Source organism: Paenibacillus jilunlii (genome assembly GCF_900102965.1).
Taxonomy (GTDB): domain Bacteria; phylum Bacillota; class Bacilli; order Paenibacillales; family Paenibacillaceae; genus Paenibacillus_AQ; species Paenibacillus_AQ jilunlii.
In genome coordinates this window covers 119,504-132,753 of the sequence record NZ_FNGM01000018.1, presented here as the reverse complement: position 1 = coordinate 132,753, position 13,250 = coordinate 119,504, and the positions used below count along the sequence as shown (strand labels likewise).

Here is a 13,250-nt window from a genome sequence, read left to right as displayed (position 1 = left end):
GTTTGGTGGCGATAGCGGAGGGGTTCCACGCGTACCCATCCCGAACACGACCGTTAAGCCCTCCAGCGCCGATGGTACTTGGACCGAAGGGTCCTGGGAGAGTAGGACGCCGCCAAGCATATATTCCCTGATAGCTCAGTTGGTAGAGCACTCGACTGTTAATCGAGTTGTCACAGGTTCGAGTCCTGTTCGGGGAGCCATGCTCTCATAGCTCAGTAGGTAGAGTGCTTCCATGGTAAGGAAGAGGTCACCGGTTCGAATCCGGTTGAGAGCTCCACAAATTTTTTGCGGCCCGTTGGTCAAGGGGTTAAGACACCTCCCTTTCACGGAGGTAACATGGGTTCGAATCCCATACGGGTCACCAGTTTACATCTTCGAATTCTGGGATGAGAATCCATTGGGTTCGTTGAAGCACCGGCTTCGTAAGGAATACTTCGCAATCTCGTAACGGAGTGGAGAGTATCCCATACGGGTCACCAATTATTTTCCCTTGAGGACAACCATACATATGGAGGCTTAGCTCAGCTGGGAGAGCATCTGCCTTACAAGCAGAGGGTCGGGGGTTCGAACCCCTCAGCCTCCACCATAATCGTTCTCATATTGAAAGTGATTGTGGGCACACTATAGGTATCCATCATAGGGGATTAGCCAAGCGGTAAGGCAACGGACTCTGACTCCGTCATCATAGGTTCGAATCCTATATCCCCTGCCAAATGGGAGCCATTAGCTCAGTTGGTAGAGCACCTGACTTTTAATCAGGGTGTCGAAGGTTCGAGTCCTTCATGGCTCACTTTTATCAGTATCATGCGCGTGTGGCGGAATGGCAGACGCACCAGACTTAGGATCTGGCGTCTTACGACGTGGGGGTTCAAGTCCCTTCACGCGCATCACTTTATTTGCGGACGTGGCTCAGCGGTAGAGCATCGCCTTGCCAAGGCGAGGGTCGCGGGTTCGATTCCCGTCGTCCGCTCCATAATTTTTGCGCCCTTAGCTCAGCTGGATAGAGCGTTTGACTACGAATCAAAAGGTCGGGAGTTCGAATCTCTCAGGGCGCGCCATTTTTATTTAATGGCAATATATTAACGGGATGTAGCTCAGCTTGGTAGAGCACCTGGTTTGGGACCAGGGGGTCGCATGTTCAAATCGTGTCATCCCGATTTTACACCTGTGCGGGTGTAGTTCAATGGTAGAACTTCAGCCTTCCAAGCTGATAGCGTGGGTTCGATTCCCATCACCCGCTCCATAATTTTATACGCTTCGGGATGTAGCTCAGCTTGGTAGAGCACCTGGTTTGGGACCAGGGGGTCGCATGTTCAAATCGTGTCATCCCGATAATTCGGCTTTTGAGCCGACAATGAACTCTTACTTTTGTAAGAGTTTTTTTGTATTAGGAAATTATGATTTCCTTTTCTTGTGGTTTCGGAAATTATGTAATGCCAAACCTTGTGGATATCTTGGAAGCTTCAGATGATATAAGCGGGCGGGGGATGGGGCTCCATCCGCAGACTGAAGCGGACAGAGAAGATCTTGTTTTGTAAAAAAGCCTGTTTTCCTGGCGGATTCGGACTCAGGAGCCGTTATATTGTTCGTTTGAGCCTAAAATAAGGGGCGATAGGACAAAAAGTGGAATCTCAGTCTGATTGTCATGCGGAATGGATAAATCCAGCCCAATAACGGATCTCCTGTCCGCATTGGCCGCGGATCAATCGTGAAGGGAGCTGATCGTGTCCGCAGGAGGAAGCTGCACAAAATCGTACGGTCAACAAAGCCTGTTCTAAGCTTAGCTTGTGGGCGAGGGTTGTGCACGTAGTATAACAATGTGAGACTAGGCAAGGCAAAAGATGCAAACCAAAAGATGCAAGCCAAAAGATGCTAATCTTGCCTATGGTGCAACTATCCGGACCTCGTAAGCTCCGAGTTGGTATTCACCCGCCAGGGGTGATTAGATCTAGGCAGGGGGAGAAACACGTGTGGGGAGCAGCAGCAATGGCTCGAGCAAACCAGTTTACCATATTCCCATGATATGATCAGAGGAGTCATGAAAGGCCACCAGGCAATGATAAACTGAAATCCAAAACTGAAATCCAAACTGCTACATTATTTTGTGAATGACGGGGGGAGGGAGTGTTGTTTTTTTAATCGATGAAATATTAATTAATGGTATATAGTATTAACGATTCATCACTTTAAAGAACATACGTTCTCTACTCGTCCAAAAAAAAGATGACTTCCGGTGGGATGCCAATCCGCAGGTAATAGCTCAATAAAGGCTCCTCGTGTTCGGGTGAACTCCCGGATGATAAGAGCTTGATGGCAAATAAATTAGCCTGGCGTTCCAGCTTTCCAGGTGAAAAATAAGAATTCTCCTCCAGAAAGAACCGGTTGATTCCTTTATGCAGGCGGTCATGGCCGAGCTCATGCGCACAAACAAAACGCTGCCACTCCAAAGGAAGCTCATTATGAATCACGATAAATCTTCGTCTAAGCTTCCGGTAATACAGGCCCTTCGTACTCTGTCCAAGGTTCATGAACCGAATATGAATGCCCAGGGCTTTGGAGAGCTCGAAGGGGCTGTTCGTTTTATATTTTTTGATCAACTTATTGATGATCTCATCCATATTCTTCACCCGCGCATATTAATGTATGTGATGTTATTCAATTCTTGCCGCTGCTTGAATCGTGCTTGGGTATAGTTCTTTTATTCATCTGCTTGGCATCCCAGAAAAGGCCGGTCAGTACATCTTTAATCCGCTGCTTGTCTTCTTTGTTCAAAGGAATCCCGTCAAACATAAGCTCCCCGTCATCCTCCAGCATTTTGCGGAAATCCCGTTTATCCTTACTTGTGGCCCATTCCGGAACCTTATCCTCAGCACCGCTCTGCAGATCCTCGGCTAAATAGCCTGCCTGTTCCATAAGCTCTTCATAGGGTACACCAGCAGCTTCTGCGATCTTGCGCAAGGTAGCTGGTTTTGGGACCCCTCTCAGTCCGTTTTCGATCCGGGAGATCTGCGCACCGCTGATGCCTGCCAGAGAGGCCAGTTGATTGATTGTCAGCCCTTTGTGTTCCCGAAGCTGTCTCAGGTAATTGCCGAATTCTTCTGCCATCGTTGATCGCTCCTTATCACCTATTGCTCTATTAATAATAATATAAGCTATTATTGTCAATAGGTAAACATGAAGTGAATAATAATGCCAAAAGGTAATACCAGTCGTGTATCTAAGATAAATCGTGATAATAGGGATTTTCTCTTTATAAACGGCCTTATATGGGATTTTACGGAATTGGTAATAGAGTGGTATATTATTGAAAAAGGCGAACAATATACGAACAAGAAGAATTTTACCACATCTCTAGGGAAACTTCTGCAATAATCATCCGAAACCAGCCCAAATGCAAAGGAGTGCATATATGATGATGAATTTATCTTCTTTACCTGAACTGGACCGCCGTCGTACTCAAACCACTATAGAGAGCATGTTGGAGAAGTACCGCATTTTTAAGACGGTTACTTTTGAAGCAAAGGAAGCGGGGATAACGTATTCCTACTCCGAGAGATTCCACGGTCCGACCCATACCATTACTGACCAGACTGCTGCCATAGCCGCTCATAATGTAGACGTTCCTGCCGCAAGAAGAGCCTACTGTGCTGCCATGGATTCTGTAGTGGACAGGCTGGACAAACGGGAGCAGCAGCTCGTGCGGGAACGCTATATGCGCAGGGATGAGGTATATGATTACACCGTGTACAACCATGTGTTCGATCCGCCGGTCAGCAAGGATACCTATGTTAAAATACGGTCTAAGGCATTCTACAAGATGGCGCTCGCACTGACGGACCTGGGGCTGTTATCGCTCGATTCACTAATGAAAAACGGATCATCTATGAAGCAAGAGGAGCAGAAGAACAGGAGACTGCCCAGCGTATATTAAGGGTGTGGCAGACCATCGAAAGGGACTTAAGTTTTAACGGCCTAAAAACCGCCCTGAATCCGCTCAATGTTCTCTCTAATCTCGTCCTAATACCGGCTCCATGCGGAAATAAAGGGGGTATGATGTTAGCATGGCAAATGAAGCAGAAGAACACCGCAGGAGCATGAATGCTCCAAGGATTCAGCCATGTTGAAAGGCGAATGACTGATTTTTGCGGTGAAAGCTTCTTCTGGCACCTGCCACACTATAAGGCGGATATTACTCCTGCAGAGGGGGATATCCGTTTTTAATTTACCCTTGAGAGGGGGAATACAAGGTTAGTTATTAATGGACTTAAAAGTTAATGCCATCAGTGGCCGTGCCAGCAGGGCCAGGAAAGGATGCTTACTATGTCTGTACAACAATTGCGGAATCATATCAATGCTGCCCTTGGCCGCTACTTTCCGGATGTACCGGTATATGTCAGCGGGGAAAAACCGCAGGCTGCTTATTTTGAGCCTGGGTTAATCTCGGCAACGCTGGACAGGCAGCGGGAAGGCAGATATCTGGCGGTCTACCGTTTTGGTATCCGTTATGAACAAGGAAGCCGCTTGAATGCGGAGAATATGGCTGATGGATTAAGTGAAGCTTTGGCTTCTATGGAGCGTGAAGGCGAGGCTTTTCGCGTAATCAGACAGGCTTGGGAGGCAGGAGCAGAAGGGAAAGGGCCGCTGTTTACGGCTGATTTCATGATCTATCTGCAAACCGCAGCAGTTGAGAGGGTGCCTATGAGGCATATGACGGGAGGAGAAAGGCTGAAATGAATACAAATGAAGTTAGTGATACAGCCTTCAGCACAAAGCAGATTGTAAACTCGCTGCACTTTTCCCCCGGGGAAAAAGATGTGCTGAATGTTATTTTACTGGAGGATCAGAGCTACACGCTGGAAGAAGCAAGAGAGCAACTGAAGAGCTTTTTAACTAAGGAGGTTATCTAATGGCTGGTGGAACATGGACAACACAAAATAAGGTGCGCCCCGGGGTGTACGTGAATGTAGCATCAAATCAAAGTACAATTGGCAAAATGGGGACACGTGGCATTACAGCGCTCGCGCTTTCTCTTTCTTGGGGAGCACCGGGAGTCATTACAAAGATTACAGCCCAGGAAGATTTTGAAAAGCTGCTTGGCTACGATTTGGGACATCCCACTCTGCTGCCGGTGCGGGAAGCGCTGAAGCGGGCCAGCACCTTGCTGCTCTACCGTTTGAATGAAGGTGTGAAAGCAACAATAACGAATAATGGTCTGCAGGTTACGGCCAAGTATGGCGGCGAGCGTGGTAATGATATCTCTGTAATCATTGAAAAAAACATTGAAAATAATGTTTTGTTCGATGTGAAAACACTCTTAGGCGGAACAGAGCTGGATAAACAAACTGTTGGCAACGCGGATGATCTCTTAGCTAACGATTATGTTACGTTCCAGAAGAACGGGACTGAGGGCTTGACTCTGACGGCAGGTATGCGTCTTGCAGGTGGAGCCAATGGTACAGTAACGAACGCAGCGCATAGTGATTTCCTGGGCGCCCTTGAGGTTCAAGAGTTTCAGACGGTCGGGCTGCTGTCCAAGGACAATTCGCTGAAGGCGCTGTATAGCACTTTTGTGAAACGGCTCCGGGATATGGAAGGCAAAAAGGTGCAGGCTGTAGTGTCTGATTATGCTGCTGCCGGCCATGAGGGCATTATTAGTGTGAAAAATGGGGTGGTACTGAGCGATGGGACTACAATTGATGGGGAGCATGCGGTTGCCTGGGTAGCCGGTGCCACGGCAGCAGCTGCCGTAAACGAGTCCCTGACTCATCAATCCTATGACGATGCCGTAGACGCCGATGTGCGCCTCAGCCATTCTGAAACGACAGAGGCACTGCTGAGCGGTGAATTCCTCTTCACTTACAGCGGCGGCCGGGCGGTTGTCGAGCAGGATATCAACACTTTTACGGCTTATGCACCGGATAAAGGCAGAGCCTTTTCCAAAAACCGTGTACTCCGTGTGCTGGATGGGATTGCTAATGATTTGAAGTCTATCTTTGAAACATACTACATCGGCAAGGTTGCCAATAATGAAGATGGCCGGGCCTTGTTCTGGTCGCAATGTGCGACTTATATGAATGAGCTGCAGAATATCGGGGCGATTGAAGATTTTAAGGCTCAGAGTGATGTTGTGGTTGCTGCCGGTACGGATAGTGACAGCATCGTTCTGGATGTAGCTGTAAAACCGGTCGATTCGGTAGAAAAAGTATATATGAAAGTGAAGGTGGTCTAAGATGGCATTTTTGAAGGCTAGCGATACTCTTTCCGGCCAGGAAGGCCGTGCTTATGCTGTGATTGGCACACAAACAGAAGAGATGTTCTATGTAAAAACGCTTGAAGCTACCGTGGAGAAAACAAAAGCGGAAGTGAAAACACTCGGACGCCGGGGTGTGCAGCATAAAGCAACCGGATGGTCGGGCAGCGGCACGATGACGATTTTTTATATGACCAGCCGTTTCCGTCAAATGATGCTTGACTACATGCATACAGGTGTGGATCAGTACTTCGATATCGAGGTTACCAATGATGACCCATCATCGAGTGTCGGGGCGCAGCGGATCATTCTGAAAGGTGTTAACCTGGACAGCGTGATTATGGCTTCACTCGATACGGAGTCGGATGCGCTGGAGGAAGAAGTCAGCTTTACCTTTGAGGATGTACAGATTGCCCAGGCATTTGGCAGCCCTGCTCTGCAGTAGTAAGAGAAGTACAGATCTGAGCAAGAACGGCCCGGACGCAGCAGGCGGCGGGTCTCTTCTCTGTCTGTCCGATAAAACTTAAGCCCATAAACTTATAGGAGGTTCATCATGAGTGAATTAAGTATGTTTTTTGCGCAAAATGTGGCTTGTGATACAACGGAGGAATTTGTGGTTTCCCAGCGCTTTAAGGATAAGGAGGGCCAACCCGTGGCCTGGAAACTGCGCAGTATGACCGAGGATGAGAACCAGGAATGCCGCAAGGCGGCTACCCGCAAGGTTAAGGGGAAAAGTGGGGTGTACACCTCCGAGATTGATCCCAATGACTACATGGCCAAGTTAATGACTTCGAGCGTAGTTCACCCCGATCTGAAAAATGCGGAACTGCAGCGTTCCTATAATGTGCTTGGTGCAGAGGCCTTACTGCGTAAAATGCTGCTCCCCGGCGAATTCGCTGCACTTGGTGAACGGGTACAGGCCCTTAACGGCTTCGGCACCGACATGAACGAATTGGTGGAAGAAGTAAAAAACTAATTAACGGGGGCGACAGTGAGGCCAACCTGGCTTACTACGCCCTCCATGAGCTGCATATTTTGCCGCATGAGCTGATGAAGCTGTCTTCGCGCGAGCGCGCGGCCATCTATGCGATGATTGCTGTCCGGGTGGAGAGGGAGAAGCGGGAGCAATCGCGGAGCAAGGGGAAGAGAAGATAGGGGATAAAGGGGGTGGAAGAATGAGAATAGATGTTTCTAAAGCCGTGATGCTTCCGGTCAAGTCGCTTGCGATCTGGAAAGTGATAAATAAACAGTCCCTGCGCATTGGTGTTAAGCTGGATCTTGCCAATCGTTCGATTAAGGGAATGCAAGCCGTACTTACACGCTCCAGTGATGAATTAAACCGCTCCTTGGACAAAGTCAACCAATCTTTGCTGGATATTAATGATACGCTGCTGGAAGGCTTCAAGCGATTGCCGCCGCAGATTCTGGTCTCCAGAGACATTGTTGTCGGACAGAGTCAGCAGGCCGGCCAGTCCCAGCAGCTTGGGGTGCGTATGCTGAATGCTTCTCCAACCGTACAGGCGGCTAAGAAGGAAGAAGAAAAGGCCAAAAAAGTGGAATGGTGGAAAGGGTTCGAAAAGAAAGCAAAAAAGGATGAAAAGGAAGAAGAAAAGAAGCCTGAAGTTAAAGTTGAGCCTGTACCTACACCCAAGATCAATTTGAAAAAAGAGCCTCCGGTTCCGCCGGCCCCTCCAACGCCGCCACAGCCAGATTCCAAGATACTGAATTTTTTGAAGACTGCGGACTGGGTTACCCCGTTCAACAAGATTAAGTCTTTCGGGGAGAAGGCAGTCAAGGCTGCTGTAAAACCAGGAGATATTGCAGACTGGAACAAGTTGAATAAAAATGTGGATACGGCAATGGGCAAAATCGGTGAAAAGGCGCTGGGGGCCCTGCGGCCTGTTATGGATACACTGAGTCAAGCGCTCACCTCCGGCCAACTGGCCCCAACGATTGACGCATTGGCAAATGGCTTTCTGGTGATAGCCAATGTAATCGGTATGATTGTGGATGGATTGCTATGGCTGGTTGGTGTGGTGCAGGAGAATTGGGATATTATTGAGCCGATTCTTATCGCGATAGCGGTTGTCTATCTGGCGGCAATGATTGTTCAGGTATATTTACTTGCTGCTGCCTGGCTGGCTGCGAACTGGCCGATTCTAATCGTGATTGCGGTAATCGCGGCTCTGATATTAATCTTTCAGAATCTCGGGATATCGGCGGGGCAGGTTGTAGGGGCAATCGCGGGAGCGTTCAGCTGGTTGATGGCGGTTTTCCAAAATATTTGGATAGGCCTGCAAAATGGATTTTATGTGGTTTGGGATGGCATTGTTAATGGATTTAATACTGCTATTCTTTTTGTGAAGCAGTTGTTATATGGCTTAGGTATGGGTACGCTGGATGTCCTTTATAATATGGCGGTTGGTGTTGAGAGCTTTGCTGATGGTTTTGTGAAGGTTATGGTAGAGGCGATCCGTTGGGTGGTTGACAAGTTCAACGGCATGGCTGAAGCGTTAAGCAAAATTCCTTTCTTCGATAAAATGGGGATTGGCACTATCAAGCTTGATCTGGACGGGCTGAAGGTTCCCCATGCCGCCAGCGAGCTGGTGGATAAATACCGTAAAGAATTCAAAACACTGGAGCCTCCTGAGGATATCACTAAGCAGGAAACGAAGCATAAAGAGTATGTGGATACGAAAGATGCTTTTAACTCCAGCTATACACAGGCTAAAGAATGGACAGACAACAAGGTCGAAAGTATTTCGAGTGCATTTTCTGATAAAGGGCGCGATGCCAAGAAATTAACAAAACCGCCAGCAAGCGGGCAACAGATTCAGAACACCGCCGGTCTTTTTGCCAATCAGGGCGGCAACCTGAACAATGTGAACAGGGTAAATGAGGTCGGAACCATCAACGACACCGTAGACATCTCCAGCGAGGATCTCGAAATGATGCGCGAGCTGGCGGAGATTCAGGCCATTCAGAACTTTGTGGAGCTGACGCCCACGGTGCAGGTGACTACCGGGAACATCAACAATGCCGGGGACATCGATACGATCATCAACAAGATCGGGCAAAAGCTGAATGAGGAATTTGTCTCTACGGCCCAGGGGGTGTATACGTAACGTGGAGGAATACGGTTTTTTCTTGAGTTTTAATGAGCTGGAGGACCTCTTCCGATTGCCTGTGAATCCGGAGACGCTGGAAATCAAAGAGTCGGGAGACAGCAAAAGCTATACCATTGTCGATTTGGGCGAAATCAATGCCATTGCCTATCCGAAGCTGACGGAGATCACAATTGAAAGTATCTTCCCCGCGCAGCATTATCCTTTTGTGCTGGTGCGCAGTGAGGGACCAAACCGGCTGCTGCGGCCCTTTGAATATGTGGAGATGATCCAGAAATGGATGAAGAGCCGCAGGCCGATCCGGTTTGTATTGTCCGGGGTATCCTTAAAGGGGGAGCAGGATAACTCCGCCGTACCGAATGATTTGGCCTTGAATATGGCCATGAGCATCGAGAGCTTTACTTGGAAGCTTAGCGCGGGAACCTCCGGAGATATTGAATATTCGCTGTCGCTCAAAAAATATGTGTTCTACCAGGCCAGTCCGGTAAAAATCGTCAAAGGTGAAGCGAAAACAGAGCCCAAGCGGGCGAGTGATAAAGCGGCCCCCAAAACGTACACGATGAAAGCTGGCGACAGTCTGTGGAGCATTGCCAAGAAGATTCTCGGTGACGGCCAGAAATACAAAGTGATACAGAAGCTTAACGGCATTAAGGACAGTGAACTGAAAAAGCTGCCCATCGGCAAAGTCCTTAAGCTGCCGTAGGAGGGAAAGCGTATGGAATTGCTTTTGAAGAATAAAGAAGGGCTCCTGTGGGATATTGCCGGCATTGTCTCAGACCTCTCCTGGAAGACTTCCCGGGCAGGCAAACCAGCAACGCTGGACATGACGATTATCGACAGTGGCATCTATCAGCACCCCAAGTTTAAGATCAGCAATGGGGATATTGTCCAGTTCCGCAAAGATGGCATCAATGTGTTCTACGGGTTCGTGTTCAGCATTGATACCGGGAGTGATCAGCAGATCAAGCTGACGGCCTATGACCAGATCCGCTATCTGCTCGGCAACGGGAGCTATGTGCTTCAGGATGTTACAGCCAGTGAGCTCATTACAAAAATTGCCAAGGACTACGGATTGAAGACCGGAGTGCTTGAAGAAACCACATACCGCATGCCTTCTTTAATAGAAAATGATAAGAAGCTGCTGGATATTATTATGGGGGCTATAGGCGGTGAGATGGAGAAGAAGGGGCGGCTAATGGCTTTTTATGATGACTTCGGCCAGCTGACGCTGCGGGGGATGGACTCGATGAAGCTTGATCTGGTGCTGGGAGCTGGACATTATCTGTATGACTATTCGCTCAAAAAAAGCATTGATGACGATACCTACAATACAATCTATCTCTATAAGGACAACAAAGAGAGCGGCAAGCGGGAGTTCTACCCGGTCAGCGACCCGGAGAATGTGAAACGCTGGGGTATTCTGCATCTCTACAAAAAAGCCGATGACAAGGCGAACGCCGCACAGATCCGGGAGAACGCAGACAACCTGCTGAAGCTGCATAACCGGGAAAAAACAAGTCTTTCCGTACAGGCAATAGGCGATCTGCGGGTGCGTGCAGGCAACCTGATTTATGTGCTGCTGGATGAGCTTAACACCAAACTGTTTCTGGTGGAGCAATGCAGCCATAAGATTTCCGGCGGGGAGCATACCATGTCTCTTGATATAAAGGTGGTGTAGAAATAATGCTTGATATTATTAAAAAAGCGAGTCTCGGCGCCGTAGGGAGTACCAACCCTGTGGCTTTTTCGTATGGGACGGTAACCGTGGCGGCACCGCTGCAGATTCAGGTGGACCAGCGGTTTGTTTTGTCAGGAGCCGCGCTGGTTCTTCCCGAATCCGTCATGGAGAGCAAGCTCGAATGGGATGGAAGGGAAATCGTTCTGCGCCGGGGACTGGAGAAGGGTGACCGTGTCCTGATGGTTCGGATGCAGGGCGGGCAGAGTTATGTTGTACTGGACAGGCTGGTGGATCCGGTATGATACCCGTAATTGGAAATGCTGGCCCTATCATCGCAACTCCTGATGGAGACACCTCCTTTGAGAACACTGAAATGTCCAGTCTCACCTACAGAATGGATTGGGACAAAAAACGAATTACGGGCCGGTTGGATGGCCTTGAAGCCGTACAGCAGGCAGTGGCAAAAATATTGCGGACCGATCGCTATGAGCATCTGATCTACAGTTCTGATTACGGGACTGAATGGGGTCTTGTGCTGGGAAAAGACAGACTGCTGGTGAGAGCTGAAATCAGGCGTATTGTTAGTGAAGCATTGCTTCAGGATGAGCGGATTATCAGGCTGGAGGACACTGCGGTTTCTTTTAACGGGGATAATCTGAGCTTCAGCTGCAAGGTAGTTACTCAGTACGGGAATTTCGAGCTGAGAAAGGAGATGAGTGAGGGTGTATGAAAATCAGACGTTCGAGGCTTTGCTTGAGCGGATGCTGGACCGGGTACCATCCAGTCTGGATAAACGTGAAGGCAGCATCATCTATGATGCGCTGGCTCCGGCGGCGGCTGAGATGGCGCAGATGTATATTGAACTGGATGTGAACAGCAATCTGTTTTTTGCGGATACGGCTACTGGTGAATATTTGGAGCGCAGTATTGCCTGGTCGGGAATAACCAGACGTGCCGCAAGCAAGGCCGAGCTTACAGCAATGTTCTATAACAGCGCTAACGAACTGCTGGATATTCCGCTGGGCAGCCGTTTTTCACTAGATTTGCTGCACTATACGGCGGTGGAGAAGCTGGCTCCGGGAACCTACAGGATAGAGAGCGAGACAGCAGGGGAGGAAGGAAACCGGTATTTTGGCTCATTGTTGCCTATTGATTATATCCCTGGTCTAGCGCGAGGAGAGATAACAGCCTTGCTGATTCCCGGTGAAAATGCCGAGGATGACGAAAAGCTGCGCCAGCGTTTTTTAGAGTCAGCCAGACGTCCGTCAACGAGCGGCAACAAATATCATTATATGGAATGGGCGCTGCAAATAGACGGCGTAGGGGGAGCGCGGGTTTTTCCGTTATGGAATGGACCTAAGACGGTAAAAGTGGTCATTGTGGATGCCGCGAAGCAGCCTGCCTCCGAACTGCTGGTGTCGCAGGTACAGCAATATATCGATCCAGTTGCGGGTCAAGGTGAAGGCCAGGCGCCGGTAGGAGCAGTAGTAACTGTAGCGGCTGCAGCCGGGAAAAGCATCAGCGTGAGCGCCAAGGTTACCCTTGCTTCCGGATATACGCTGCAGGCGGTAATCGATGCTTTTAAAGAGATACTGGAGAAATACCGCAAGGAAAAGGCCTTTACCGCTTCCTATATCAGCCAATCTGTAATAGGCTCACTGCTGCTGGATACAGAGGGCGTTGTAGACTATAGCGGACTGAAGCTGAACGGCGGATCGGGTAATGTGACTTTAAGTGAAACAGAAGTGCCGCTGTTCAGCAGTGTCGTGCTGGAGGTGTAGGGATGGGATACCCGCAGCAGGTCGATGAATTTACGGATAAGCTGAACAAAAAAGCAAACGGCGGCAGCTATGTTGTTGAGGAGAAACTGTTACTTACAGATGGGGTTTACAGCGGTCTGCTCGCGCATGACAACATTAACAACCAGAGCATCTCGGTGTATACAGGTTCTCATTACAGCGGGGTGGAGCTGCGGAATTTCTCGGTTTCTTTTCCGGATGAAACGCCTTGGCGGAGGATAATCAAGATTTTTGCCGGGGTTCCTGAAGTCTATGTCACTTATGAGACACCGGGCGATACTGTGGAAGCGGATGACATCAATGCTCTGCAATCGGGGTTGACTGCTGCCCAAAAGGAGCTGGAACGCTACAAGGCAACGGGACGCATAGACGGAGGATCTTTTAGAAGAGAGGTGTAA

Annotated in this window: 15 protein-coding genes, 12 tRNA genes and 1 rRNA gene; 26 read left to right on the top strand and 2 right to left on the bottom strand. The window is 49.0% G+C overall.

The window, feature by feature from the left end; all coding sequences use genetic code 11:
• Position 1 precedes the first annotated feature (1 nt).
• The 13 genes from rrf (at position 2) to BLQ82_RS24890 (ending at position 1,332) form a co-directional block, all read left to right on the top strand.
• Positions 2-118, top strand: a 5S ribosomal RNA gene (gene rrf / locus BLQ82_RS24950).
• A 6-nt stretch (positions 119-124) separates the two neighbouring features.
• Positions 125-200 (top strand) — tRNA-Asn (locus BLQ82_RS24945).
• A 1-nt stretch (position 201) separates the two neighbouring features.
• Positions 202-277, top strand: a tRNA-Thr gene (locus BLQ82_RS24940).
• Positions 278-289: 12 nt separating this feature from the next.
• Positions 290-364: transfer RNA gene (locus BLQ82_RS24935), tRNA-Glu, on the top strand.
• Between the two features lie 146 nt (positions 365-510).
• A tRNA-Val gene (locus BLQ82_RS24930) sits at positions 511-586 on the top strand.
• A 52-nt stretch (positions 587-638) separates the two neighbouring features.
• Positions 639-712 (top strand) — tRNA-Gln (locus tag BLQ82_RS24925).
• Between the two features lie 5 nt (positions 713-717).
• Positions 718-790, top strand: a tRNA-Lys gene (locus BLQ82_RS24920).
• 16 nt (positions 791-806) lie between these two features.
• Positions 807-887, top strand: a tRNA-Leu gene (locus tag BLQ82_RS24915).
• A gap of 11 nt (positions 888-898) precedes the next feature.
• A tRNA-Gly gene (locus tag BLQ82_RS24910) sits at positions 899-973 on the top strand.
• Positions 974-981: 8 nt separating this feature from the next.
• A tRNA-Arg gene (locus BLQ82_RS24905) sits at positions 982-1,058 on the top strand.
• 25 nt (positions 1,059-1,083) lie between these two features.
• Positions 1,084-1,157, top strand: a tRNA-Pro gene (locus BLQ82_RS24900).
• A gap of 12 nt (positions 1,158-1,169) precedes the next feature.
• Positions 1,170-1,243: transfer RNA gene (locus tag BLQ82_RS24895), tRNA-Gly, on the top strand.
• Between the two features lie 15 nt (positions 1,244-1,258).
• Positions 1,259-1,332 (top strand) — tRNA-Pro (locus tag BLQ82_RS24890).
• Positions 1,333-2,204: 872 nt separating this feature from the next.
• Here BLQ82_RS24890 and BLQ82_RS24885 read toward each other — a convergent pair.
• A complete protein-coding gene (locus BLQ82_RS24885) occupies positions 2,205-2,618 on the bottom strand; it encodes an ImmA/IrrE family metallo-endopeptidase (protein ID WP_062522746.1) in 414 nt (137 codons plus the stop codon).
• Between the two features lie 37 nt (positions 2,619-2,655).
• Positions 2,656-3,105 (bottom strand): transcriptional regulator, encoded by a 450-nt coding sequence (locus BLQ82_RS24880; protein ID WP_062522749.1) that lies wholly within the window; start codon positions 3,103-3,105, stop codon positions 2,656-2,658.
• Positions 3,106-3,415: 310 nt separating this feature from the next.
• On the opposite strand from BLQ82_RS24880, the gene BLQ82_RS24870 reads away from it, so the two are divergent.
• The 13 genes from BLQ82_RS24870 to BLQ82_RS24810 all read left to right on the top strand — a co-directional run bounded on the left by BLQ82_RS24870 (position 3,416) and on the right by BLQ82_RS24810 (position 13,250).
• On the top strand, positions 3,416-3,931 hold the full coding sequence (locus BLQ82_RS24870; protein WP_062522937.1) for an ArpU family phage packaging/lysis transcriptional regulator: 516 nt from the start codon (positions 3,416-3,418) through the stop codon (positions 3,929-3,931).
• 389 nt (positions 3,932-4,320) lie between these two features.
• On the top strand, positions 4,321-4,734 hold the full coding sequence (locus tag BLQ82_RS24865) for a phage tail terminator family protein (RefSeq protein ID WP_062522752.1): 414 nt from the start codon (positions 4,321-4,323) through the stop codon (positions 4,732-4,734).
• On the top strand, positions 4,731-4,907 hold the full coding sequence (locus BLQ82_RS32165) for a hypothetical protein (protein WP_167330777.1): 177 nt from the start codon (positions 4,731-4,733) through the stop codon (positions 4,905-4,907). The genes BLQ82_RS24865 and BLQ82_RS32165 overlap by 4 nt, the downstream gene beginning before the upstream one ends.
• Complete coding sequence (locus BLQ82_RS24860) at positions 4,907-6,229, top strand: phage tail sheath family protein (protein ID WP_062522754.1); 1,323 nt, start codon at positions 4,907-4,909, stop codon at positions 6,227-6,229. The genes BLQ82_RS32165 and BLQ82_RS24860 overlap by 1 nt, the downstream gene beginning before the upstream one ends.
• 1 nt (position 6,230) lies before the next feature.
• The gene (locus BLQ82_RS24855; RefSeq protein ID WP_020426177.1) at positions 6,231-6,695 is read left to right on the top strand and encodes a phage tail tube protein; all 465 of its coding nucleotides are present in this window, start codon (positions 6,231-6,233) and stop codon (positions 6,693-6,695) included.
• 108 nt (positions 6,696-6,803) lie between these two features.
• Positions 6,804-7,226 carry a phage tail assembly chaperone gene (locus BLQ82_RS24850; protein WP_039833329.1) on the top strand — a complete coding sequence of 141 codons (423 nt, stop codon included), beginning with the start codon at positions 6,804-6,806 and terminating at the stop codon, positions 7,224-7,226.
• A 199-nt stretch (positions 7,227-7,425) separates the two neighbouring features.
• The gene (locus BLQ82_RS24840; protein WP_062522757.1) at positions 7,426-9,375 is read left to right on the top strand and encodes a phage tail tape measure protein; all 1,950 of its coding nucleotides are present in this window, start codon (positions 7,426-7,428) and stop codon (positions 9,373-9,375) included.
• Position 9,376: 1 nt separating this feature from the next.
• A complete protein-coding gene (locus BLQ82_RS24835; protein WP_062522759.1) occupies positions 9,377-10,078 on the top strand; it encodes a LysM peptidoglycan-binding domain-containing protein in 702 nt (233 codons plus the stop codon).
• 12 nt (positions 10,079-10,090) lie between these two features.
• The gene (locus BLQ82_RS24830; RefSeq protein WP_062522761.1) at positions 10,091-11,053 is read left to right on the top strand and encodes an XkdQ/YqbQ family protein; all 963 of its coding nucleotides are present in this window, start codon (positions 10,091-10,093) and stop codon (positions 11,051-11,053) included.
• 5 nt (positions 11,054-11,058) lie between these two features.
• Entirely contained in the window at positions 11,059-11,355 is a 297-nt protein-coding gene (locus BLQ82_RS24825) for a DUF2577 domain-containing protein (protein ID WP_062522763.1), read from the top strand.
• Positions 11,352-11,783: a DUF2634 domain-containing protein gene (locus tag BLQ82_RS24820; RefSeq protein WP_062522765.1), complete on the top strand. Its 432-nt coding sequence runs from the start codon at positions 11,352-11,354 to the stop codon at positions 11,781-11,783. The genes BLQ82_RS24825 and BLQ82_RS24820 overlap by 4 nt, the downstream gene beginning before the upstream one ends.
• Positions 11,776-12,834 (top strand): baseplate J/gp47 family protein, encoded by a 1,059-nt coding sequence (locus BLQ82_RS24815; protein WP_062522767.1) that lies wholly within the window; start codon positions 11,776-11,778, stop codon positions 12,832-12,834. Before BLQ82_RS24820 ends, BLQ82_RS24815 begins: the two co-directional genes overlap by 8 nt.
• Positions 12,835-12,836: 2 nt before the next feature.
• Entirely contained in the window at positions 12,837-13,250 is a 414-nt protein-coding gene (locus BLQ82_RS24810) for a hypothetical protein (protein ID WP_062522769.1), read from the top strand.